The 23,926-nt window shown below is 64.1% G+C and carries 22 protein-coding genes; 10 read left to right on the top strand and 12 right to left on the bottom strand.

The window, feature by feature from the left end; all coding sequences use genetic code 11:
• Positions 1-3: 3 nt before the first annotated feature.
• A complete protein-coding gene (locus CT676_RS04070) occupies positions 4-450 on the bottom strand; it encodes a cyclic nucleotide-binding domain-containing protein (protein ID WP_135213958.1) in 447 nt (148 codons plus the stop codon).
• Between the two features lie 59 nt (positions 451-509).
• Complete coding sequence (locus CT676_RS04075; RefSeq protein WP_007598630.1) at positions 510-1,196, bottom strand: response regulator transcription factor; 687 nt, start codon at positions 1,194-1,196, stop codon at positions 510-512.
• 204 nt (positions 1,197-1,400) lie between these two features.
• Between CT676_RS04075 and CT676_RS04080 the strand changes: the two genes are divergently transcribed.
• Positions 1,401-1,970: a L,D-transpeptidase family protein gene (locus tag CT676_RS04080; RefSeq protein ID WP_167767937.1), complete on the top strand. Its 570-nt coding sequence runs from the start codon at positions 1,401-1,403 to the stop codon at positions 1,968-1,970.
• Between the two features lie 6 nt (positions 1,971-1,976).
• Entirely contained in the window at positions 1,977-2,762 is a 786-nt protein-coding gene (locus CT676_RS04085) for a hydratase (RefSeq protein WP_135213960.1), read from the top strand.
• 30 nt (positions 2,763-2,792) lie between these two features.
• Here CT676_RS04085 and CT676_RS04090 read toward each other — a convergent pair whose 3' ends face one another.
• Positions 2,793-3,482: a YggS family pyridoxal phosphate-dependent enzyme gene (locus CT676_RS04090; RefSeq protein ID WP_135213961.1), complete on the bottom strand. Its 690-nt coding sequence runs from the start codon at positions 3,480-3,482 to the stop codon at positions 2,793-2,795.
• A gap of 109 nt (positions 3,483-3,591) precedes the next feature.
• On the opposite strand from CT676_RS04090, the gene CT676_RS04095 reads away from it, so the two are divergent.
• The gene (locus CT676_RS04095) at positions 3,592-5,295 is read left to right on the top strand and encodes a diguanylate cyclase (RefSeq protein WP_167767938.1); all 1,704 of its coding nucleotides are present in this window, start codon (positions 3,592-3,594) and stop codon (positions 5,293-5,295) included.
• Here the strand turns inward: CT676_RS04095 and CT676_RS04100 are convergent.
• Complete coding sequence (locus tag CT676_RS04100) at positions 5,292-6,338, bottom strand: GGDEF domain-containing protein (RefSeq protein ID WP_193560870.1); 1,047 nt, start codon at positions 6,336-6,338, stop codon at positions 5,292-5,294. The genes CT676_RS04095 and CT676_RS04100 overlap by 4 nt on opposite strands.
• A 191-nt stretch (positions 6,339-6,529) precedes the next feature.
• Here CT676_RS04100 and leuS point away from each other — a divergent pair, with 191 nt between their 5' ends.
• The 3 genes from leuS (at position 6,530) to holA (ending at position 10,831) form a co-directional block, all read left to right on the top strand.
• A complete protein-coding gene (gene leuS, locus CT676_RS04105) occupies positions 6,530-9,154 on the top strand; it encodes a leucine--tRNA ligase (RefSeq protein ID WP_135213963.1) in 2,625 nt (874 codons plus the stop codon).
• The gene (gene lptE, locus CT676_RS04110) at positions 9,141-9,692 is read left to right on the top strand and encodes an LPS assembly lipoprotein LptE (protein WP_135213964.1); all 552 of its coding nucleotides are present in this window, start codon (positions 9,141-9,143) and stop codon (positions 9,690-9,692) included. Before leuS ends, lptE begins: the two co-directional genes overlap by 14 nt.
• 110 nt (positions 9,693-9,802) lie before the next feature.
• Positions 9,803-10,831 carry a DNA polymerase III subunit delta gene (holA, locus tag CT676_RS04115; RefSeq protein WP_135214099.1) on the top strand — a complete coding sequence of 343 codons (1,029 nt, stop codon included), beginning with the start codon at positions 9,803-9,805 and terminating at the stop codon, positions 10,829-10,831.
• A gap of 175 nt (positions 10,832-11,006) precedes the next feature.
• Here holA and CT676_RS04120 read toward each other — a convergent pair whose 3' ends face one another.
• From CT676_RS04120 to hemJ, 7 genes are all read right to left on the bottom strand, one after another.
• Positions 11,007-11,894 (bottom strand): ParB/RepB/Spo0J family partition protein, encoded by an 888-nt coding sequence (locus tag CT676_RS04120; protein WP_167767939.1) that lies wholly within the window; start codon positions 11,892-11,894, stop codon positions 11,007-11,009.
• A gap of 137 nt (positions 11,895-12,031) precedes the next feature.
• Entirely contained in the window at positions 12,032-12,886 is an 855-nt protein-coding gene (locus CT676_RS04125; protein ID WP_063980282.1) for a ParA family protein, read from the bottom strand.
• A gap of 30 nt (positions 12,887-12,916) precedes the next feature.
• Positions 12,917-13,687, bottom strand: a complete 771-nt coding sequence (gene rsmG, locus CT676_RS04130; protein WP_135213966.1) for a 16S rRNA (guanine(527)-N(7))-methyltransferase RsmG — start codon at positions 13,685-13,687, stop codon at positions 12,917-12,919.
• A gap of 9 nt (positions 13,688-13,696) precedes the next feature.
• Positions 13,697-15,577 carry a tRNA uridine-5-carboxymethylaminomethyl(34) synthesis enzyme MnmG gene (gene mnmG / locus CT676_RS04135; protein ID WP_135213967.1) on the bottom strand — a complete coding sequence of 627 codons (1,881 nt, stop codon included), beginning with the start codon at positions 15,575-15,577 and terminating at the stop codon, positions 13,697-13,699.
• A gap of 806 nt (positions 15,578-16,383) precedes the next feature.
• Positions 16,384-17,742, bottom strand: coding sequence for a tRNA uridine-5-carboxymethylaminomethyl(34) synthesis GTPase MnmE (gene mnmE, locus CT676_RS04140; RefSeq protein WP_135213968.1), 1,359 nt, complete (start codon positions 17,740-17,742; stop codon positions 16,384-16,386).
• 317 nt (positions 17,743-18,059) lie between these two features.
• Positions 18,060-19,325, bottom strand: a complete 1,266-nt coding sequence (gene rho / locus CT676_RS04145) for a transcription termination factor Rho (RefSeq protein ID WP_045004625.1) — start codon at positions 19,323-19,325, stop codon at positions 18,060-18,062.
• 247 nt (positions 19,326-19,572) lie between these two features.
• Positions 19,573-20,007 (bottom strand): protoporphyrinogen oxidase HemJ, encoded by a 435-nt coding sequence (gene hemJ, locus CT676_RS04150; RefSeq protein WP_028150172.1) that lies wholly within the window; start codon positions 20,005-20,007, stop codon positions 19,573-19,575.
• Between the two features lie 459 nt (positions 20,008-20,466).
• Here hemJ and CT676_RS04160 point away from each other — a divergent pair, with 459 nt between their 5' ends.
• The 4 genes from CT676_RS04160 to dnaQ are packed head-to-tail and all read left to right on the top strand — an operon-like array spanning position 20,467 to position 23,290.
• On the top strand, positions 20,467-21,306 hold the full coding sequence (locus CT676_RS04160) for a pyruvate, water dikinase regulatory protein (protein WP_028150170.1): 840 nt from the start codon (positions 20,467-20,469) through the stop codon (positions 21,304-21,306).
• A gap of 8 nt (positions 21,307-21,314) precedes the next feature.
• Positions 21,315-21,923 (top strand): Maf family protein, encoded by a 609-nt coding sequence (locus CT676_RS04165; protein ID WP_135213970.1) that lies wholly within the window; start codon positions 21,315-21,317, stop codon positions 21,921-21,923.
• Positions 21,924-21,946: 23 nt separating this feature from the next.
• Positions 21,947-22,546 (top strand): dephospho-CoA kinase, encoded by a 600-nt coding sequence (gene coaE, locus CT676_RS04170; protein ID WP_028150168.1) that lies wholly within the window; start codon positions 21,947-21,949, stop codon positions 22,544-22,546.
• Positions 22,547-22,573: 27 nt separating this feature from the next.
• A complete protein-coding gene (dnaQ, locus tag CT676_RS04175) occupies positions 22,574-23,290 on the top strand; it encodes a DNA polymerase III subunit epsilon (RefSeq protein WP_063985973.1) in 717 nt (238 codons plus the stop codon).
• Here the strand turns inward: dnaQ and secB are convergent.
• Complete coding sequence (gene secB, locus CT676_RS04180; protein ID WP_028150166.1) at positions 23,287-23,772, bottom strand: protein-export chaperone SecB; 486 nt, start codon at positions 23,770-23,772, stop codon at positions 23,287-23,289. The genes dnaQ and secB overlap by 4 nt on opposite strands.
• Positions 23,773-23,926 lie beyond the last annotated feature (154 nt).

The following is a 23,926-nucleotide window of genomic DNA, read 5'->3' on the forward strand; positions in this document are numbered from 1 at the left end:
GGGCTACGACGACGTCAGCTTCGCGCCCGCCATCAGGATATCGCTCGCGATCTGGCTGGAGCGCACCGCGAATTCGTCACGCAGGCGCACCGCAGCCGCGGGGTCACTCTCGAGCACGCGTTGAAACAAGCTGCGCGCGACGCGGATGACGGAGGCGTGCTCCAGCGCGACCGCGCTCGACGGCCGCTTCATCGGCACCACCAGCGCGAGCTCGCCGATCAGCGCGCCGGGACCTGCGATCATCTCCGCGCCGGCGCCGTCGTCGACCCGAAAGGCGCCGCGTTGAACCACGTATCCGGCATCGGCTTCGTCGCCGAGATTGAACAGGACGTCGCCGCGGACGAAATTACGCTGCTCGGAGCCGATCGCCAGCATGCGCAACGACGCCTCTCCCAACAAGCGCAGTGTCGGGACACGCTCAAGAAGCGCTACGTCGTCGTCGATTGACATTCAGGTCCGGGGCTCAAAGGGCATGCGATCTAAAACGATTCGCACGCCCCTAAAGCGTATCACGGCACCAGCTTGTAGCCACCGGCTTCCGTGACCAGGATCTCCGGATTGGCGGCGTCCTTCTCGATCTTCTGGCGGAGGCGGTAGATGTGGGTTTCCAGCGTGTGGGTGGTGACGCCGGAATTATAGCCCCAGACCTCCTGGAGCAGGGTCTCGCGCGAGACCGGCATCTGGCCGGCCCGGTAGAGGAAGCGGAGGATGGCGGTTTCCTTCTCGGTGAGCCGGACCTTGCGGGCATTGGCCGCGGTCAGCATCTTCGAGCCCGGGCGGAAGGAGTAGGGGCCGACCGAGAACACCGCGTCCTCGCTCGCCTCGTGCTGGCGGAGCTGGGCGCGGATGCGGGCCAGCAGCACGGCGAAACGGAAGGGTTTTGCGACGTAGTCGTTGGCGCCGGATTCCAGCCCCAAAATCGTGTCGGAATCGGTGTCATGCCCGGTGAGCATGATGATCGGGGCCTTGAAGCCGCCCTTGCGCAAGGAACGAACCACCTCGCGGCCATCGGTGTCGGGCAGGCCGACATCCATCAGGACCAGATCGGGGGCATTGGCCTTCGCGGCGCTCGCACCCTTGGCGCCGGTATCGACGGCGGAGGCCTCAAATTCTTCGTGCAGCGATAATTGCTCCACCAACGTATCGCGCAGATCGGTATCGTCATCCACGATGAGGATCTTGCGGGCATTGGCCATAGGGGGTCATCCTTTTGGAGTCCGGCTCGGCGCGCATGCATGCTGCACCCAGCCGCGAGGGAAAGTTAGGGGGGTCGCCGTTATTATTGTTGTTCGTGTTGAAGTAGTGGGCTGTTACCGATTCACAAGCCAGAAGCACTCTAACTCAGAATCTCAGGCCGTTTTGATGAATGTCCTGTAATGAATTCGACATCGCACGTTCACATGAAAAGCAAAGCGGATTCAGCTAGTTACCCAAGGAATCGAAGCTCCGGACCGCTTCGAGCGATCCGCGTTAAACCTGCTGCCGGGAATCCGCGCCGGGGCTGGCTGACGGCCGGCGCGCTGACGATCCCGGTGGCGCTGGGGCGGGGCGGAATCCTGGCAAACAAGCGCGAGGGCGATGGCGGCACCCCGAGGGGCAGCTTCCGTCCCAGGCAATTATGGTGGCGGGGCGACCGCCACAGCCGTCCGCGGACCTTTCTTCCGGCCCGGACCATCGGCGACACGGACGCCTGGTGCGAGGACGCCGGAGATCGCCACTACAATCAGGCGATCCGGCTCGGACCGGAGCAGGGCGGTGACCGTCTCAAGCGGACCGACCATCTCTATGACTTCATCATCGAAATCGACCACAACACCAGACCGCGTATCGCCGGCCGCGGCAGTGCGGTGTTTTTGCATCTGGCGCGCGACAATTTCGGGCCGACCGCGGGCTGCGTCTCGATGACCAAAGCGGCGATGCTGCAATTGCTGCGGCGCCTGGGACCAAGAACAAGAATCATCATCGGGTGAGGGCACATGCTCGACAAGGATCAGATCGCCGCCGCATCGCAGGTCCTGGTCAAACATTGGCGCGACGGCACCAAGTTTGACGCGCTGGAGCCGCGGTTGCGGCCGCAGAGCCGCGCCGATGGCTATGCCATCCAGGCCGTCCTCGAAAACCAATCGCTTGGAAAGCTGTTCGGTTGGAAGATCGCGGCGACAAGCGAGGCCGGACAGAAGCACATCAACGTCGCGGGACCGCTGGCCGGCCGCATCATGAGCGACACCGTGATCGCCGACGGCGGCTCGGCGTCGATGAAGGGCAACGAGATGCGCGTCGGCGAGCCGGAGTTCGCCTTCGTCATGCGCCGCGATCTGCCGCCGCGCGCGACGCCGTACAGTGTCGACGACGTGCTCGCCGCCGTGGACACCTTGCATCCCGCGATCGAGATTCCCGACTCGCGCTTTGGCGATTTCGCCAGCGCCGGCGAGGCACAGCTCATCGCCGACAATGCCTGCGCGCATCTGTTCGTGCTGGGCGCAGCGACGACTGCGAACTGGCGCGCCATGGATCTCGTCGAGGAGCGGCCGCAGATCACGCTGCGCGGCCAGCGCTATCTCGGCCACGGCAAGAACGTGCTCGGCGATCCCCGTGTTGCCTTGGCCTGGCTTGCCAACGAGCTGCGCGGGCTCGGCATCACCTTGAGGGCAGGGGAGGCGGTGACGACAGGCACGTGCCATCCGCCGCTGCCGATCCAGGCCGGCGATCATTTCGCGGTGGATTTTGGTGTGCTGGGGCAGGTGTCGGTGGGGTTTGCGTAACCACCGCCGTCGTTGCGAGCGCTGCCGGAGTCACCGGTGCCCGAAGATCGCGCTCCCGACGCGCACATGGGTGGCGCCGAGCATGATTGCGGTGGCGAAGTCCGCGCTCATGCCCATCGAGAGATTCTTCAAGCCATTGCGCGCGGCGATCTTGGCGGTCAGCGCGAAATGTGCCGCCGCCGGCTCGTCGACCGGCGGGATGCACATCAGGCCGGAGATCGTCAGCCCATAGCTGTCGCGGCAGCTCGCGATGAAGGCATCGGCCTCGCCGGGAGCGATGCCGGCCTTCTGCGGCTCCTCGCCGATGTTGATCTGGACGAACAGCTCCGGGTGCCTGTTCTGGGATTCGATTTCCTTGGCTAACGCCTGGCAAATGCTCGGGCGGTCGACCGAATGGATGGCATCGAACAGCGCCACCGCCTCCTTCGCCTTGTTGGACTGCAGCGGCCCGATCAGATGCAGCGCGATGCCGGAATAAGCGGACGTTAACGCCGGCCACTTGCCTTTGGCCTCCTGCACCCGATTTTCGCCGAATACGCGCTGTCCGGCGTCGATGACCGGGATAATTGCATCCGCGGCGAACGTCTTGGACACCGCGATCAGCGTCACGGAGGCGCGATCGCGCCGCGCTTCCTTGCAGGCGCGGACAATTTCGGCTTCGACCGCGGCGAGCGCGTTTGGTGAATGGCCGGTTACCGGCGCGGCGTTGGTTTCGGTCATGACGTCGGTTCGGACTGGATTGTTGCGGAGCTAGTTCTAATTTTACCGAGTTCAAGAAAGAGTTTTTGAACCCTTCGCTTTACCTTGGCCGATGGGGTGGGCAGCGAAGATGGCAAACGTCAGTTTCAACCGCAAACGAGTGAAACTCAAGCAGGTTCTCGGAATCCGGGCACGGCTTGCGTTGCTCGCGGTGATTCTGGTGACGCCTTTGATGTTCGAGCGCATCCGTTCGCTCGAGGACACGCGCGCGCGGCAGATCGCGCAGGCCGCGACTGAATTCACCACCATTGCAAGACACAGCGCCGTTGCGCAGCGCGAAGTGATCTCGTCGGTCGAAACCATCCTGAAATCTGAAGCCTTCATCCGCGCCTCCGCCGGCGGCATCAGCAAGAGCTGCGACGTGCTGCGCGCGAGCCTGCCGTCGAACCTTCCCTGGATCCGCACGCTGTTGATCGCCGGCCAGGACGGACGCATCCAGTGCGCCACCAACAACATGTATGTCGGCCTCGACCTCAGCGACCGGCCATACTTCCAGCAGGCGCAGGAAACCGGCCGCTTCGTGCTGAGCGACTTCATCCTGTCGCGGCCCGTGCCGTCGCCGACCGTCATGGCGGTTTATCCGGTGTCGGCCTTCAGCGGTGTCGCGGATGCCGTCGTGCTCGCCACCGTGAACCTCGACTGGATGTCGAAGGTCATGAGCAATCTCGGCGGCCGCGCCGGCATCACCGCCGTGCTGGTCGACAGCGCCGGCACGGTGCTCGCCGCGCCGGCTGACCAGCACAGCGCGATCGGCCGTCCGCTCGACAACATGCCGCTGATGTCGGCGATCGCCGACAGGGCGCTGCGTTCGGACCAGGACGAGGGCTCACTCTCTTTCCTCGCCGCCGACGGCTCCCGCCGCGCGGTGAGCTATATCCGCATCGCCGGCACCAATGCCCGCCTGATTGCCAGCATCGACGAGGACAAGGTGTCCGCGGCGGTCAGCCGCGACATCCGCACTGCCTATCTGCAGCTCGCGTTCGTCGTCCTGTTCGTGCTGCTCGGCGCGCTGATCGCCGCCGAGAAGCTCGTGATCAAGCCGATTGAGATGCTGGCCGACATGGCCAAACGCCTCGGCGAAGGCGATCTCTCGGCCCGCGCCGCGCGCAACCGGCTGCCGGCCGAGTTCGTGCCGCTGGCCCGCGCCTTCAACGCGATGGCCGCGCAGCTCAGCCAGCGCGAGCGCGAGCTGATCGCGAGCAACGACCGCCTGACCGTGATGGCCTCGATCGACATGCTGTCGGGGCTGGCCAATCGCCGCGGCTTCCAGAGCCGGCTCGACTTCGAATGGATGCGCGCGCAGCAATATTGCAGCGAGCTCGCGCTGCTGATGATCGACGTCGATCACTTCAAGCTGTTCAACGACACCTATGGCCATCTCGAAGGCGATTCCTGCCTGACCCGGCTCGGCGAATCCTTGTCCGGCATCGCCGCCGACACGATGGGCTTTGCGGCCCGCTATGGCGGCGAGGAGTTCTGCCTGCTGCTGCCGAACACCGATGTGAACCGCGCCGTCGAGATCGGCGAACAGGTGCGCGCGGCCGTGCTGAAGCTGTGCCTGCCGCACATCACCTCCGCCCACATGATCGTCACCGTCTCGATCGGCGTTGCCGCAACGAAGCCGAACGAGACGCTGCGCCCCGGCGATCTCATCGAAGCCGCCGACGCCGCGCTCTACGCCGCAAAACACCGCGGTCGCAACAATGTCATGGAGCACGGCATCCAGGTGATCGAGAACGGCGCGGCCGCCATGATGCTCGCGGCGAGCGCCTAGCCTGCAGCCGCGGCGCGATCGAGCTCGACCTCCGTCACCACGCGATTGCGGCCGCCGCCCTTGGCGAGATAGAGCGCGCGGTCGCAGCGCTCGATGAGATCGGTGATCGCCTCGCCGGTCCGGTACTGCGCCACGCCGATCGACACGCTGATGCCGGGCAGGGTCTCCCCGGTCGAACGGCGCGTGATCGTGCATTCGGCGATCGCGCGCCTGATGCGCTCGGCGATCTCGGCGCAAGTGGCGAGATCGGCATCCGGCAGCACGGCAATCAGCTCCTCGCCGCCATAGCGGGCCGACAGATCCTGCTCGCGAACTTTTTCGCGCAGCACTTTCGCAATCAGGCGCAGCACCTGGTCGCCGACACCGTGGCCGAAATTGTCGTTGAAGGTCTTGAAGTGGTCGATGTCGAGCATCAGCACGCCGAGCGGCTCGCCCCAATCCGCGGTGGTCTGTGCCTTGCGCAGGAATTCATCGAGCGCGCGCCGGTTTGCCAGCCCCGTCAGCGTATCGGTCCGGGCGCGCTCTTCGGACTTGGAGAGCGAGTCGCGGATCACGTCGAGCTCGCGGGTCTTTTCCGCGAAGCCGGCCTCGAGCCGGGTCGCCCTGGTGGCGGCCCGCGCCAGCTCATTCATGAGCTGGGCGACCAGCGCCTTCGGATCGACACCGGCCCTGCCCCGATCAGCGACCTCGCTGATCGCCTGCATCTGGGAACGATTGTCGGCCATGGCCGTCGCCAGAAACTCCTTCGCCGTCCCCATGAGGGCATGCAGCCGATCGGACGTCTCGGAGGCGACGGCGCCCGCCCGGGGCGCGACATAGGTCTCGAACAGTTCCTGGTTGGTCCTGGCGTCGAAGGGACGGTTGTGGTCGATCAGGAGATCGATGGCATTGCGCAGGTCGTCATGGCTGCCTGCGAAATAGTGGAACCAGACGGCAAAATTGGTCGGCGTCGGCGGAATCCGCTGCTCGGCCATGCTCCGCACCGCCCGTCCGGCGACGGACGCGGCATAGTCGTAATCGAGATCGTCGAAGCCTGATTCCATCGCCTGGCGGGGTGCTGTCAGCTGCCAACCTCGCACCGACCCCTTAATCCGATCCCAATGGGCCGTCCGTACTTTAGCGGAGCAGCCTTGCGGGGGGCCGCCGCCAGCGGCAACCCATTGACCCCCTAAGGACTTCTATGGCCTAGTCCGCCGTCTTTAGACGGCCGAATCCACGAAAACCCAACGATTCCATGACCTCCGAACGCTACAACGCCCGCGACGCCGAACCGCGCTGGCAAGCCGCCTGGGACCAGCAGGCGATCTTCGTCTCCAAGAACGACGACTCGCGGCCGAAATACTACGTGCTGGAGATGTTCCCCTACCCGTCCGGGCGCATCCATATCGGCCATGTCCGCAATTACACGCTCGGCGACGTGCTGGCCCGCTTCATGCGCGCCAAGGGGTTCAACGTGCTGCACCCGATGGGCTGGGACGCGTTCGGCCTGCCGGCCGAGAACGCCGCCATCGAGCGCAAGGTCGCGCCGAAGGCCTGGACCTACGACAACATCGCCGCGATGAAGAAACAGCTCCGCTCGATCGGGCTGTCGCTGGACTGGTCGCGCGAATTCGCGACCTGCGACCCCAGCTACTACAAGCATCAGCAGAAGATGTTTTTGGACATGCTCGCCGCCGGCCTCGCCGAGCGTGAGAAGCGCAAGCTCAACTGGGATCCGGTCGACATGACCGTGCTCGCCAACGAGCAGGTGATCGACGGCCGCGGCTGGCGCTCGGGTGCCGTTGTCGAACAACGGGAAATGAGCCAGTGGGTCTTCAAGATCACGAAGTACTCGCAGGAACTGCTGTCCGCGCTGGATGGGCTCGACCGCTGGCCCGACAAGGTACGGCTGATGCAGCGCAACTGGATCGGCCGCTCCGAGGGCCTGCTGGTCCGCTTCGCACTGGATCAGGCGACGACGCCCGCCGGCGAGAGCGAGCTGAAGATCTTTACGACGCGCCCGGACACCCTGTTCGGCGCCAAGTTCATGGCGATTTCGTCGGATCATCCGCTGGCGCAGGCAGCAGCCGCGAAGAACCCGAAGCTTGCCCAGTTCATCGCCGACATCAAGAAGATCGGCACCGCGCAAGAGATCATCGACACCGCGGAAAAGCAGGGTTTTGACACCGGCATCCGCGCGGTGCACCCGTTCGATCCGAGCTGGAAGCTGCCGGTCTATGTCGCCAACTTCGTGCTGATGGAATACGGCACGGGCGCGATCTTCGGCTGCCCCGCGCACGACCAGCGCGACCTGGACTTCGTCAACAAGTACAATCTCGGCAACACGCCGGTCGTTTGCCCCGAGGGCCAGGACCCGAAGACCTTCGTCATCACCGACACCGCCTATGACGGTGATGGCCGCATGATCAATTCGCGCTTCCTCGACGGCATGACCATCGAGCAGGCCAAGGACGAGGTCGCAAAGCGCCTGGAAGGCGAACTGCGCGGCAACGCGCCGGTCGGCGAGCGCCAGGTCAATTTCCGCCTGCGCGACTGGGGTATTTCACGGCAGCGCTATTGGGGCTGCCCGATTCCCGTCATCCATTGTCCAAAGTGCGATGTGGTGCCGGTGCCGGACGCCGACCTGCCGGTGACGCTGCCTGATGACGCGACCTTCGACAGACCGGGCAACGCGCTCGATCATCACCCGACCTGGAAGCACGTCACCTGCCCGAAATGCGGCGGCAAGGCCCAGCGCGAAACCGACACCATGGACACCTTCGTGGATTCGTCCTGGTATTTTGCGCGTTTCACCGATCCCTGGAACGAGAACGCGCCGACGACGCCAGCCGTCGCCAACCGGATGCTGCCGGTCGACCAGTATATCGGCGGCGTCGAGCACGCGATCCTGCATCTGCTCTACAGCCGCTTCTTCACCCGCGCGATGAAGGCGACCGGGCACATTGCGCTGGACGAGCCGTTCGCCGGCATGTTCACGCAGGGCATGGTGGTGCACGAGACGTACCAGAAGGCCGACGGCACCTATGTGCAGCCGGCCGAGGTGAAGATCGAGGTCGGCGGCAACGGCCGGCGCGCGACGCTGCTGACGTCAGGCGAAGACGTCCAGATCGGTCCGATCGAGAAGATGTCGAAGTCGAAGAAGAACACGGTCGACCCCGACGACATCATCGAGACCTACGGCGCCGACGTCGCCCGCTGGTTCATGCTGTCGGACTCCCCGCCCGACCGCGACGTGATCTGGAGCGACGAGCGCGTCCAAGGCGCCTCGCGCTTCGTGCAGCGGCTGTGGCGGCTGGTGGACGATGCAGTGGAGCTCAGCCAGGCCGCGCCGGCGGACCGTCCGGGCTCGTTTGGCCCGGATGCGACCGCCTTGCGCAAGGCCGCCCATGGCGCGCTGGACAAGGTCACCACCGGGATCGAGCGGCTGCACTTCAACGTCTGCCTTGCCCATATCCGTGAATTCGCCAATGCGTTCTCCGAGGTGCTCCAGCGCCCCGGCCAGCCCACTCCTGACCTCGCCTGGGCGGTCCGGGAGGCCAGCCAGATCCTGGTTCAGCTGTTCTCCCCGATGATGCCGCATCTGGCCGAGGAGTGTTGGCAGGTTCTGGGCCATAGCGGGCTGGTTTCCGAGGCCGATTGGCCCCAAATCGAACGCGATTTGCTGGTTGAAGACGCCGTGACCCTGGTGGTCCAGGTCAATGGCAAGAAGCGGGGTGAGGTCACAGTTGCAACAGTGGCCCAGAATCCGGAAATCGAGGCTGCCGTTTTGGCCCTCGATGCGGTAAAACTGGCCCTGGACGGCAAGCCCGTCCGCAAGGTGATCATCGTCCCCAAGAGGATCGTGAATGTTGTCGGCTAGGATCCGGATCGCTGCCCGCTTGCTGGCGGTCGCCGCATTGGCGGCGCTGACGGCTGGCTGCTTCCAGCCGATGTATGCCGAGCGTGGTGACGGCACCCCCGGCCTGCGCGAGAAGCTGATGGGGATCGACCTTCCGCCGATCAACAAGGCCAATGCCTCCCGCGAGGCCCGCGTCGGCGTCGAGGTCCGCAACGCCCTGGCCTTCAAGCTCTACGGCACGGCCACGGGCATGCCGCCGACCCATCGCCTGGAGATTCGCTTCGCGAGCAGCAAAACGTCGCTGATCGTCGATCCCAATACCGGCCTGCCGAACAGTGAAAACTACGGCATCGACGCCCAGTACAATTTGATCGAGGTCGTCAGCGGCAAGTCGGTCATGACCGGCACGACGTTCGCGCGCGTGTCCTATGACATGCCCGGCTCCTACCAGCGCTTTGCCCGCAACCGGGCCCTTCGCGATGCCGAGGATCGTGCCGCCAACGAGATCGCCGAGAACATCAACACTCGCCTCGCCTCGTTCTTCATCGCCGGCACTTAAGTCATCCCCGTCATTCCGGAGCGCCCGCAGGGCGGATCCGGAATCCAGAGATTATTGATCGAGATTTCCGGGTTCGCACTTTGCGCGCCCCGGAATGACAGTTGGGCCCGATGGTCGCGCTGCGCGGAAAAGAGATCGACGCCTTCCTCGCCCGTCCCGACGGGGGCCGACCGATCATCCTGCTCTACGGTCCCGATGCCGGCCTCGTGCGCGAGCGCGCCGATGCACTTATAGCCTCGGCCGTCGACGACCCCAACGATCCCTTCTCCCTCGTCAAGCTCGACGGCGACGAACTCTCCGCCGAGCCGTCGCGGCTCGTTGATGAAGCCATGACGGTGCCGTTGTTCGGCGGCCGCCGCGCCATCCGCGTCCGCGCCGGCTCGCGCAGCTTTGCCAGCGGTATCGATACGCTGGCGGAGATGGGCGTGAAGGATTGCCGCATCGTGATCGAAGCCGGCGAGCTGCGCCCGGAATCGCCCCTGCGCAAGGCCTGCGAGAAGGCCAAGACGGCCGTGGCGATCGGCTGCTATCCCGACACCGAGCGCGACCTTGCCAAGCTGATGGACGACGAGCTCCGCATCGCCAATCTGCGCATCGCGCAGGATGCCCGCGCGGCGCTGATGTCATTCCTCGGCGGCGACCGCCAGGCCTCGCGCAATGAGCTGCGCAAGCTGACGCTCTATGCGCATGGCAAGGGCGAGATCACGCTGGATGATGTGATGTCCGTCGTTGCCGATGCGTCCGAGCTGAAACTCGATCCCATCGTCGACGGCGCCTTCGCCGGCCGGCCCGACATCGTCGAGACCGAATTTGCAAAGGCCATGATCGCCGGCACCTATCCCGGCGTGATCATCTCCGCCGCGCAGCGCCAAGCCGCGTGGCTGCACAAATCTGCGCTCGCGATCGCCGACGGCCAGCCTGCGTCCGCCGTGCTCGAGGGCGGCTATCCGCGCCTGCATTTTTCGCGAAAGCCGGCGGTCGAAACGGCGCTGCGCAATTTCAGCGTGGCGCGGCTCGCCGCAATCATCGAGCAGCTCGCGACCGCTGCGCTCGACACCCGCAAGCAATCGACGCTAGCCGCCGCCATAGCCCAGCGCACGCTGATGGCCATCGCCGCGAACGCGAAGCGGCGGGGGTAAGGCCCCACTCTCTCCGCGTCATTGCGAGGAGCGCAAGCGACGAAGCAATCCAGAGTCCCTCCGCGGAAAGAATCTGGATTGCTTCGCTTCGCTCGCAACGACGATGTGGAAACAGATGCGCGCCAAATACCCGGTGTCGTCCCCGCGTTCGCGGGGACGACACTGAGGGCTAGGTCTACAGCGCGCCCTTCGCCAGCCGCTTCATCACCTCGTCGAGCTGATCGAGGTTGCGGTAGTTGATCTGGACGGAGCCGCCGGGGTCGCGGTGATTGACCGTGACTTTGAGGCCAAGCGCATCGCTGACGCGCTTTTCGAGATCGATCGTGTCAGGGTCTTTTTCCTTGCCCCCGGTGCTGCGCGCCTTCTGCGGCTTGCGCTCCGGCACACCCTCTTCATGCGCGAGCGCTTCGGCCTGGCGCACGTTGAGGCCTTCCGCGACGATGCGCCTGGCTGATGTGAGCGGATCGGGCACGCCGATCAGCGCGCGGGCGTGGCCGGCGGTCAGCTCGCCGCTCGTGATCAAGGCCTGCACTTCGGCCGGCAGTTTCGTCAGCCGCATCATGTTGGCGATGTGGCTGCGGCTCTTGCCGACGACCTTTGCGATGTCGTCCTGGCTGCGTTTGAACTCGTTGGCGAGCGCGTGATAGCCGAGCGCCTCTTCCATCGGGTTGAGGTCTTCGCGCTGCACGTTCTCGACGATCGCGAACTCCAGCGCATCGCTGTCGCTGATGTCGACCGGCACGATCGGCACTTCGTGCAGGCCGGCCATTTGCGATGCGCGCCAGCGCCGTTCGCCGGCGATGATCTCAAAGCGATCCTGCGCGCCCTTCACCGGACGCACGACGATCGGCTGGATCACGCCGTGCTGCCTGATCGAATCAGAGAGCTCCTTGAGCTCCGTTTCCGAAAAGGCGCGGCGCGGGTTGCGCGGATTGGGCTTGATGAATTCGATCGGCACCTTGCGCTGCGCGCGCGGACGATCGACATGCTGAGCCTCGCCGCCGACGTCACCGATCAGACTCGCAAGACCCCGGCCCAGTCGCGAACGCGCTTCGTCGGCCATCGCCAGCTCCCTTGGATTCACGGTGCAACACTCCAGAACTGAATTATCGTAGGGTGGGCAAAGCGAAGCGTGCCCACCAGTTGTGTGCAGAAGATGGTGGGCACGGCGAAGACGCCTTTGCCCACCCTACGGCAGCGTCAATGCGTGGTGCGCAGCTCGCGCTCGCGCTGGATCACTTCGGTGGCGAGCCGCAAGTAAGCTTCGCTGCCGACGCATTTGAGATCGTAGACTAGCACCGGCTTGCCGTAGGACGGCGCTTCCGAGATGCGCACGTTGCGCGGGATCATGGTCTTGTAGACCTTCTCGCCCATGAACTGACGGACGTCGGCGACGACCTGGTTCGAGAGGTTGTTGCGCGAGTCGAACATGGTCAGCACGATGCCGTGGATCGACAGGTTCGGATTGAGCGTCGAGCGCACCTGCTCCACCGTCTGGAGCAATTGCGACAGACCTTCGAGCGCGAAGAACTCGCACTGTAGCGGCACCAGGATCGCATCGGAGGCCGCCATCGCGTTCACCGTGAGCAGGTTGAGCGAGGGCGGGCAGTCGATCAGCACATAGGTGTAATCGGCGTCCGGCGAGACGTTGTTGTTGAGCGCGCCGATGGCATCGCGCAGCTTGAACGCGCGCCCGGGCGTGGTGCCGAGCTCGAGCTCGAGGCCGGAGAGATCCATGGTCGAGGGTGCGATGTGCAGCCGCGGCACCGCGGTCGAGACCACCGCCTCGCGCAAGCTCGATTCGCCGATCAACACGTCATAGGTCGAGCAGGAGCGGTTGCGGCGATCGATGCCGAGGCCGGTCGAGGCGTTGCCCTGCGGATCGAGATCGACGATCAGGACGCGCTCGCCGATCGCAGCGAGTGCCGTGCCAAGATTGATCGCCGTGGTTGTTTTTCCCACGCCGCCCTTCTGATTCGCCAGCGCCAGGATGCGCGGGTGGCCCTGCGGCACTTCGCCGGTCTGTTGCTGCTGCGGTTCGTCAATCACGCTCATCGCAAATTCCCCACTCGACCCCTGAACGCGTCAGCCGCGCTGCTCGACGGACGTCAGCTCGACGATCCAACCGTCGCCGGTACGGCTTTGGTGAAGCTGCGGCTGAATATTCCAATATTTAGCGGCTTCGGTCAATTCAGCCTCTACATCTTGACCCTTCGGAAACAGCGCTTTTGCACCCTGGCGCATCAGCGGCTCCGCAAAGCCGATGAGTTGATGTAGCGGAGCCAGCGCACGCGCGGTGACGCAATCCACGGGGCCGGTGATTCTATCCACATTATCCCCGATCTCCGCGAGATGTACGAGCCCCGGAGATGCGGTGACGCGAACTGCTTCGCGCAAAAAGGCTGCCTTCTTGGCGATTCGCTCGACGAGATGGACGCTGGCGCCCGGCGTTCCGGCCATGGCACAGGCGAGGACAATTCCGGGAAAGCCGCCGCCGCTGCCGAGGTCGGCCCAGCGCTTTGCCGAAGGGGCGAGATCGACGAGCTGGAGCGAGTCGGCGATGTGCCGGGTCCAGAGCTGCGGCAGGGTCGAGGGCGCGACCAGATTGGTCTTGGCCTGCCACTCGCGGAGCAGCGCGATGTAGCGGTCGAGTCGCTCCTCGGTTTCACGTGAAACGGGGGCGAGCCTGAGCGCCGCGAGCTTGTCCGCCGCGATGATGGAGTCCAGCGACCGATCGTTGGCGCTGGCCTTGTCGATCTTCGGTTTGATCGGCGTCGGCTCGGATTGACGGCTCGCGCCCTCACCTGCCGATGGTTTCCCTGATGACGATCTGCCGCCCGGCCCGCGCTGTTTCACGTGAAACGCCTATGCGATCGCCTTTGAGGTCTTCCGTGCCTCGCGCCGGAGGTAGGCCGCGAGGATGCCGAGCGCCGCCGGCGTCATGCCGTCGATCCTGCCAGCCTGGCCGACGGTGAACGGCCGCGCCTTCTCAAGCTTGGCCCGCACTTCATTGGAAAGACCGGGGACCTGCTGGTAATCGACGTCCGACAGCACCATCCCCTCGTCTCGCCTGAAAGCTTCGACGTCGGCGCTCTGGCGCTCGAGATAGACGTCGTACTTCGCGTCGATCTCCAGATGGGTGGCAATGACCGGGTCGATCGCCGACAGCTCCGGCCAGATGGCCCGGACCTGGCTCCAGCCGATGTCCGGATAGGCCATCAACTCGAACGCCGAACGGCGCTGGCCGTCCCGGTTCAGGGACAGGCCGTGCTTGATCGCCTCGTTCGGAGTGATGGTCAGGGACTTCGACAGCGCCCTGGCCGCATTCAGGGCGTCCATCTTGGCGCGGTGATGCAGCGTCCGGGCGCTCCCGACGCATCCGAGCGCAATCCCCTTCTCGGTGAGGCGCTGATCGGCGTTGTCGGCGCGCAGGGTCAGCCGGTACTCGGCGCGGGAGGTGAACATCCGATAGGGTTCGCTGATCCCGCGGGTGACGAGGTCGTCGATCATCACACCGAGATAGCCATCGGCACGGTCGAACACGGTCAGGGCGGCGCCGCTCGCGGCCAAAGCTGCGTTCAGGCCGGCCACGATACCCTGCCCGGCAGCTTCCTCGTATCCGGTGGTGCCGTTGATCTGCCCAGCCAGGAAGAGACCACGCAGACGCTTGGTCTGGAGGGTCGGATCGAGCTCGCGGGGGTCGATGTGGTCGTACTCGATGGCGTAGCCCGGGCGAACCATCTTCACCTGCTCCAGGCCAGGAATGCTGGCGAGGATCGCGAGCTGGACCTCCTCCGGCAGCGAGGTCGAGATGCCGTTGGGATAGACGGTGCCATCGTCGAGCCCTTCCGGCTCCAGGAAGATCTGATGGCCGTCGCGGTCGCCGAAGCGGACGATCTTGTCCTCGATCGAGGGACAGTAGCGTGGTCCGGAGCTCTTGATCTGGCCCGAGTACATCGGAGAGCGATGAACGTTGGCCCGGATCACCTCGTGGGTCGCGGAGGTCGTTCGGGTGATCCCACACTGGATCTGCGGCGTCGTGATCCGTTCGGTCATCACCGAGAACGGCTCCGGCGGCTCGTCTCCGGGCTGCATCTCGACCGCTGACCAGTCGATCGTGGTGCCGTCCAGACGCGGCGGAGTACCGGTCTTGAGCCGTCCAAGGGTGAAACCAGCGCGCTCAAAGGAGGCGGAAAGGCCCATCGCGGGAGCCTCGCCGACCCGGCCGGCGGGCCAGTTCTTCTCGCCGAGATGGATCAGACCGCGGAGGAAGGTGCCGGTGGTGACGACGACAGCCCCTGCCCGAAGCTCGCGGCCGTCCGCCAACCGTAGTCCGGTCACCCGGCCCTCGACCACGATCAGCTCGTCCGCCTCGCCCTCGATGACGGAAAGACCTTCGGTGTCCCGGATCGCGGCCTGCATGGCTGCGGCATAAAGCTTCCGGTCGGCCTGGGCACGTGGACCACGAACAGCCGGACCCTTGCGGCGATTGAGGACGCGGAACTGGATGCCACCGGCATCGCCGACCCGGCCCATCAGGCCATCGAGGGCGTCGACCTCGCGGACCAGATGGCCCTTGCCGAGACCGCCGATGGCGGGGTTGCAGGACATCGCGCCGACCGTGGAGAAACGGTGCGTCACCAGAGCGGTCGTCGCACCCATCCGGGCGGAAGCAGCCGCGGCTTCACAGCCGGCGTGGCCGCCGCCAATCACGATGACGTCGAAACTCTCTCGCTCTGTTCGCATGGGCGGACTTCTATCGCAGAGGCGGAGAAGCCGGAAGTAGAAACTGGGTGAGGCGGTTGTTTCACGTGAAACGGGGCGGCCAGGGAGGCTATGTGCATTTTCGCGAAAACAACCCCATGCACAGTAGAACCGGCACTGAGCGGACTGCTGTTTCACGTGAAACAAGATGGGTCTAACCGGGAGAGAGCTCCCGGCGAGATCTCGCGCGGCTCTGGGCGGAGTAGAGAGGGCACAAGCGATGGGTCTGCTCCGTCATTGCGGGCGGAGCGAAGGGGGGAGGGTTGGGGAGAGGGGCAGCCCAGGAAAAGGTGCTTGTTGCCGACGATGCCTGAATGCTGCAAGTTACGGCGTGGCGTTCTTCCTGCCAACCATCATCAAGGGTCCAGAATCCTTCCGTGGAGGCAGTCTGGATTGCTTCGTCGCAAGAGCTCCTCGCAATGACGAGTTTGGGGCACGAGCGTCGTTCATAGCCAAGACCGCTTGAGCAGTGAAATCGAATCTCCCGCCCAAGTCTGCGGGCCCAGAAGCCGTAATGAGGGCCGCTCGCGTTTCACGTGAAACAGGCCGGAACCGCCCACCACCTGTTTCAGTGAAACAGCGGGAAGCTTGTAGCCCGGATGGAGCGCAGCGAAATCCGGGAAAGGTGTTCCGGCTGCGGAGCCGTCCCGGATTGCGCTTCGCTTCATCCGGGCTACGAAACTACAATCACGCGTTCCACGTGAAACGGACCGGAACCCATCCCACTGCCGTTTCACGTGAAACGCAAGGACTGGAACAAGCGCTAGTTCTACAATGAAGAACTAGTCCTACTTTCCGATGCAAAATTTCTGGAAGATGGCCTCGAGGACGTCCTCGACGTCGACCCGGCCCAACAGCCGACCCAAGGCATAGGCCGCAGCGCGCAGCTCTTCGGCGGCAAGCTCTTCGCCGTCTTCTACAAGCTCCAGGCTCCGGCGCAAGCTGTCCGATGCCCGGCGCAGCAGATCTCGCTGGCGGGCCCGGGTCACCAATGCGCCCTCTGTGGTCCCGAAAAACTCGGCGGCGAATTTCACGAGCGCGTCGATCAGGTCGGGAACGCCGTCTCCCCGGCTCGCCGAGATCCCGAACTCGCCGCGCGGCCCGACCTCCCCCGCCTCGCCCAGATCGATCTTGTTGCGGACGATCCAGACCGAGCCGCTCGATTGATCACGCCCGGGGCCGGACTTCACCAGCGATTGCATCCCGCCCGGATCGACGGCGCGGCCATCCTCCACCAGCCACAGCACGAGGTCGGCGGCGTCGGCTCGCGCTCGCGCTCGGCGCACGCCTTCCTGCTCCACGGGATCGTCGGTCTCCCGGATGCCAGCCGTGTCGATCACCGTGACCGGGTAGCCGTCGAGATCGAGCTGCACCTCGATCACGTCGCGCGTGGTGCCGGCATAGGGCGAGACGATCGCGACCTCGCGGCGCGCGAGCTGATTGATCAGCGTCGACTTGCCGACATTCGGCTCGCCGGCGATCGCGACCACCAGGCCGTCGCGCAGGCGTTCAGAATGTCCCTGTGCTGCAAGCACTTTTGTGATCTCGTCATGCAGCGCTTTGATCGCTTTCACCGCCGGCGCCCTCAGCTCGGCCGGCACATCGCCCTCGTCGGAAAAATCGATGCCGGCCTCGATCAGCGCCGACGCCTCGATGATGCGCTCGCGCCAGTCGCGCGCGCGATCGCCGAGCAGGCCCTGCAACTGGCGCAGCGCCTGGCGGCGCTGACGATCGGTATCGGCATGGATGAGATCGTCGAGACCTTCGGCTTCGGTGAGATCGAGCTTGCCGTTCTCGAACGCGCGCCGCGTGAACTCGCCGGGCTCGGCCGCGCGCATATTCGGAATAAAAGAAATAGCGGAGATGAGTGCCGCGAGCACCGCGCGGCCGCCATGGACGTGAAATTCGGCGACGTCCTCGCCGGTCGCGCTGGCCGGCCCCGGAAACCAGAGCACGACCGCGTCGTCGATCGGCTGGCCCGCGCCATCGCGGAGCAGCCGGCGGCTAGCCTGTCTCGGCGCCGGCTGCCTCCCCGCCAGCGTCGTGAGCGCGAGCCCCGCTTGCGATCCGGAGACCCGCACCACGGCGATCGCGCTCGGCGCACGGCCGGACGACAGCGCAAAGATGGTCTGGTCTCGCGGATGCATGGCCTATTTGTCCGGCTGGCGGGGAAAAGGCAAACGGCCCGTTCTCGCGATGCCGACGCCCCCTTTTGCTGCGGTCTGGCCCGCAGCAACGGCTCTATTGCGATGCAACATAAGGCGCAGCATTTTGCTGCAGAGGCAGCCTCGCCCGGGCACCAAATGGTCAGCCAGCATCCAGCATTACGTAAAGATATCAACAACTTCCGGAAGAGCCGATTTTCCTTTCGTCCCGTCCCCATGCTGCATTTCTTCCGCAGCAAAGCCGCACAAAAAGAAAAAGGGCGCCCAAAGGCGCCCTCTGATCTCATGCTGCATCGCGCTCAGGTGTTCATCGAGTCGAAGAACTCTGAATTGCTCTTGGTCGACCGCAGTTTGTCGAGCAGGAAGTCGATCCCATCCATGGTGCCCATCGGGTTCAGGATGCGGCGGAGCACGTACATTTTCTTGAGCACCTGCGGATCGGTGATGAGCTCCTCCTTGCGGGTGCCGGAGCGCGAGATGTCGATCGCCGGGAAGGTGCGCTTGTCCGAGACCTTGCGGTCCAGGATCAGTTCGGAGTTACCGGTGCCCTTGAACTCTTCGAAGATGACTTCGTCCATGCGGCTGCCAGTATCGACCAGCGCGGTTGCAATGATCGTCAGCGAGCCGCCCTCCTCGATATTGCGGGCGGCACCAAAGAAGCGCTTCGGGCGCTGGAGCGCGTTGGCGTCGACACCACCGGTCAAGACCTTGCCGGATGACGGCACCACGGTGTTGTAGGCGCGGCCCAGGCGCGTGATCGAATCGAGCAGGATGACGACGTCGCGGCCATGCTCGACCAGACGTTTTGCTTTTTCGATCACCATCTCGGCGACCTGAACGTGACGAACCGCCGGCTCGTCGAAGGTCGACGAAACGACCTCGCCCTTCACCGAGCGCTGCATGTCCGTGACTTCTTCCGGACGTTCGTCGATCAGCAGCACGATCAGATAGCATTCGGGGTGATTGTGCGCGATCGAATGCGCGATGTTCTGCATCAGCACGGTTTTACCCGTGCGCGGCGGCGCGACGATCAGCGCGCGCTGGCCCTTGCCGATCGGTGCGACGATATCGATCACCCTTGCAGAAAGGTCTTTTCGCGTCGGGTCGTCGATTTCCATACGGAAACGCTGATTCGGAAACAGCGGCGTGAGGTTGTCGAAATTGACCTTGTGCTTGGCCTTTTCCGGGTCTTCGAAATTGAGCGTGTTGACCTTCAGCAGCGCAAAATAGCGTTCTCCCTCTTTCGGGCTGCGAATGTGGCCTTCGATGGTGTCGCCGGTGCGCAGACCGAAGCGGCGGATCTGCGAGGGCGAAACGTAGATGTCGTCCGGTCCCGGCAGATAATTGGCGTCCGGCGAGCGGAGGAATCCGAAGCCGTCGGAGAGCACCTCGACGACGCCCTCGCCAACGATGTCGGTTTCAGCAATCGCGAGCTGCTTGAGGATGGCGAACAGCAGCTCCTGCTTCCGCATGGTGCTGGCATTCTCGACCCCATTCTCTTCCGCGAACGAGACAAGCTCGGCCGGCGTCTTCGACTTGAGGTCCTGGAGTTTAATTTCCCGCATTGGGGTGGTCCTGTGGGGTAACCTTGGGAGGGGGTGCGAGGAGGCTCTGAAATGCGGACGCGAGAAGGTAAGGTCCGCAGGTCTGGCAAGGAGAGCGCCGGTGAGGCTTCAAACCTGATGCGGTGTCCGGCCTCTGGAAAGCTCAGACAAAACCACATCCGCCTGCGTTGGGTGGGATATCGCCAATATAGAAAATCGCTTTCCACTCCGCAAGCCGAAGCGCTGAGCGATTCATCGCAAGCCTTGCCTAGAACGGCTTCACGATCACCATGATGACGATCAAAATCATCAGAGCAGTCGGCACCTCATTGATAATTCGATAGAATTTCTGGCTACGCGGACGTCGGTCGGCGGCGAAATCCTTGCACCAGCGTGAAAAAAAGCCGTGGACCCCAGACATCGCCAGGACCAGTGCCAGTTTTACGTGCAGCCAGCCGAAAGAGAACCAGTGGCCGGACCAGGCGAGATAGAGCCCGGCAAGCCATGTGACGATCATGGCGGGGTTGATGATCGCCTTGAGCAGCCGGCGTTCCATTACTTTGAAGGTTTCCGACTGCTTCGAGCCGATCTCGGCCTCGGAGTGATAAACGAACAGCCGCGGCAGATACAGCATGCCCGCCATCCAGGAGATGACGGCGATCACATGCAGCGCCTTGATCCAGAGGTAGACGTCTTCGAACATTTTCTGCGCCCGGCTTTCTGTCCAGCGCAGGGAACGCTGGGGATAGTAAGAACTCGTTAAGGTCTCACCCTACACACTTATCCGTCCGTAGCGCCTTCCTCTAATCTAGAATCTTAGATTCTTAAGGTTTGAGTCTATGTGACCGTGAATAGGACTCACACAATTCCGTCCGCACGTTCACGTGCGCTTGTTCACATCCATCAACATATCCCCGATGCTTCCGGCGGCTTCCGATAAGTCGGCCAGCTTCAAAGGCTTGCGCGTTTCTGTCGGCAGCTTATCAAGGGGGTTGTCCGCGCAATCCCGTTTTCCTCTCAACGGGTCGCCGGACTTGTTCCGATGGGCAGTGGTGTGAAGAAAATTGGCACTTGTCCCGCCCCTGGTGTCGCGCAACCCTTTCCGAGGGGTTAAGGTCCACAGAAATCCACAAACCACACCGCCTCCATACAAAGGGCTTTTGTGCCGACCTCGAACAATTATTTCCATCTCCACCTGGTCTCCGACTCCACCGGAGAGACGCTGATCACCGTCGCGCGCGCCGTCGCGGCGCAGTACGCCAACGTCACCCCGGTCGAGCATGTCTATCCCCTGGTGCGCAGCCAGAAGCAGCTCGATCGCGTGCTCGACGAGATCGAGGAGGCGCCGGGGATCGTGCTGTTCACGCTGCTGGAGAAGGATCTGGTCTCCCGGCTCGAGGACAAGTGCAAGCAGATCAACGTTCCGAGCCTGTCGATCATCGGGCCGGTGATGCAGTTGTTCGAAGCCTATCTCGGCGCCGCGACCACGGGCCGCGTCGGCGCGCAGCACGTCCTCAATGCGGAATATTTCAAGCGCATCGACGCGCTGAACTACACGATGATCCACGACGACGGCCAGCATGTTGAAGGCCTCGATGATGCCGACGTGGTGCTCGTCGGCGTCTCACGCACCTCCAAGACACCGACGTCGATCTATCTGGCCAATCGCGGCATCCGCACCGCCAACGTGCCGCTGGTTCCGGGCATTCCGGTGCCGGCACAATTGGAGACCCTGACGCGGCCGCTGGTGGTGAGCCTGCATGCGACGCCGGAACGCTTGATCCAGGTGCGCCAGAACCGCCTGCTCTCGATGGGTGCCGATACCAGCGGCGACACCTATACCGACAGGCAGGCGGTCGCCGACGAGGTCGCGTTCGCGCGCAAGCTGAGCGCCAAGCACGACTGGCCGCTGCTCGACGTCACGCGGCGATCGATCGAGGAAACCGCCGCGGCGATCATGAAGCTCTACAGTGATCGCCAGCGCAACCGGCCCACGGGATAGTTTCGGCGATGTCTCTCTGGCGCGGCGAAACTCCGTTGATACTGGCCTCGCAGAGCAGCGCGCGAAAGATGCTGCTGGCGAGTGCCGGACTGGAGTTCAAGGCGATTACGGCCGATATCGACGAGCGCGGCATTCAGGCCGCCTCGAAACTTTCGGGCCCCCATGACATCGCCCTGCTGCTGGCGCGTGAGAAGGCTAAGGCGGTCTCGGCCAGTCATCCGGGGAGCTATGTGATTGGTGCCGACCAGACCCTGGCTCTCGGCGAGCGTCTCTTCAACAAGCCCGCAGGCCGCGCACAGGCGATGACGCAATTGCTCGACCTCGCCGGCAAAAGCCACGCGCTGAATTCCGCGGTGGCCGTGGCGCGAGATGGCAAGATCGTTTTCGAGGATGTTTCGGTGGCCCGCATGACCATGCGGCCGATGACCGAGACGGAGCTTTCAGCCTATCTCGACGCCGCCGGCGATGCGGTGACGACCAGCGTCGGCGCCTATCAGCTCGAAGGCCTCGGCAGCCATCTGTTCGAGCGCATCGAGGGTGACCATTTCACCATTCTCGGCCTGCCGCTGCTGCCGTTGCTTGCGTTCCTGCGGCGCGAACGGCTAGTTGCAGTGTGAACGACAGAAACGGCTGCCTGCTGATGCGGATCCTTGGACTGACCGGCTCGATCGGGATGGGAAAATCCACCACCGCGAAATTGTTCGCGGAGGCCGGCGTTCCCGTCTATGACGCCGATGCCGCCGTCCACCAGCTCTATGAGGGCGAGGCCGCGCCGGCGATCGAGGCCGCCTTTCCCGGCACCACCGCGAACGGCAAGGTCGACCGTCCAAAATTGTCCGCGCGCGTCGTGCATGATCCGGCCGCGATCAAGCAGCTCGAGCAGATCGTTCATCCGATGCTCGGCGCCTCCCGGCAAAAATTCTTCGCCGACGCGGAAGCAGCCAAGGCGCCCGTCGTGGTCCTGGATATCCCGCTGCTGTTCGAAACCGGCGGCGAGAAGCGGGTCGACGCGGTCGTCGTGGTGTCGACCTCGCCGGAACTCCAGCGCAAGCGTGTGCTGGAGCGCGGCACGATGGACGAGGCCAAGCTCGATGCGATCATCGCCAAGCAGACGCCGGATGCCGAGAAGCGCAAGCGGGCCGATTTCGTAGTGGATACGTCACACGGACTTGAACCCGTGCGCGCCCAAATCACGCACATTCTGGCCGAGGTCGTTAAGATGCCGCAGCGGCGAGCCTGATTCGCCGGTTCACACGGCCTCTTGATCATGCGTGAAATCGTTCTCGACACCGAAACCACTGGCCTCGATCCGCTCCGCGGCGATCGCCTGGTCGAAATCGGCTGCGTCGAGATTTTCAACCGCATGCCGACGGGCCAGACGTATCACGTCTACATCAATCCCGAACGGGACATGCCGGCGGAAGCCTTTGCGGTGCACGGGCTGTCGGCCGAGTTCCTGTCGACCAAGCCGCTGTTCCACGAGGTCGTCGACCCGTTTCTGGAGTTCATCGGCGATGCGCCGCTGGTGATCCACAACGCTTCGTTCGACATCGGCTTCATCAACGCCGAGCTCGACAAGGTCAAACGTGTCGCGATCCCGCGCGAGCGGCTTGTCGATACGCTGCTGTTGGCGCGGCGCAAGCATCCGGGCGTGTCGAACCGGCTCGACGATCTCTGCTCGCGCTATTCGATCGACAATTCACACCGCACCAAGCACGGCGCGCTGCTCGACGCCGAACTCTTGGCCGAAGTTTATGTCGATCTGGTCGGGGCGCGGCAATCGCAATTGCTCCTCGCTTCGGAAGGCGAGGACATTCGCGCCAATGCGGCTGGCGATGTGCCGCGGCGGCAGCGGACCGTGCCGCTCGCGCCGCGGATTTCCGATGCCGAGCGCGAGGCCCATCGGGCCTTCATCGCAACGCTCGGCGACAAGGCGATCTGGAACGAGTTCCTGCCCGCTCCAGCCGCCCCTCCGGCTGTTTAGGCCTGACCGCTCGTCTGCTGAGCGGCCATTTGCCGCTCCATGTTCTGACGATAGAGACCGACGAAGTCGACCGGATCCAGCATCAGGGGCGGGAACCCGCCGTCGCGCACGGCGGTCGCGATGATCTCGCGGGCGAACGGGAACAGCAGACGCGGGCACTCGATCATGACCAGCGGATGCAAATTCTCCTTCGGCACGTTGGTGATGCGGAACACGCCGGCATAGGCGAGCTCGAACGAGAACATGATCTTACCGGCGGTCTCGGCCTTGCCCTCGACCGACAGCGTCACCTCGAACTCGGTTTCGCTGAGATTGATGGCGCTGACATTGATCTGGATGTTGATCTGGGGCGGCTGGCCCTGCTGCTGGAGCGAGGTCGGCGCGTTCGGATTCTCGAACGAAAGGTCCTTGATATACTGCGCCAGAACGTTGAGCTGGGCAGCCTGGGCCGCCTCGGGAGGGGTGCCGTTGCCGTTGGTCATGAGAGTCTCTCCTTACCCGATTTGGGCTGAATTTCGCGGCGGTTGGCTAACATAGGGCCGCCTCACTCCACAAGGACGAACGGCCCCGGATCGGGTATCCGCGCCGCCCCCGCAATTGTGACGTTCACCCGGCCCTCCTGACGAAATCGCGCGT

This window comes from Bradyrhizobium sp. MOS001 (assembly GCF_004634465.1).
Taxonomy (GTDB): Bacteria; Pseudomonadota; Alphaproteobacteria; order Rhizobiales; family Xanthobacteraceae; genus Bradyrhizobium; species Bradyrhizobium barranii.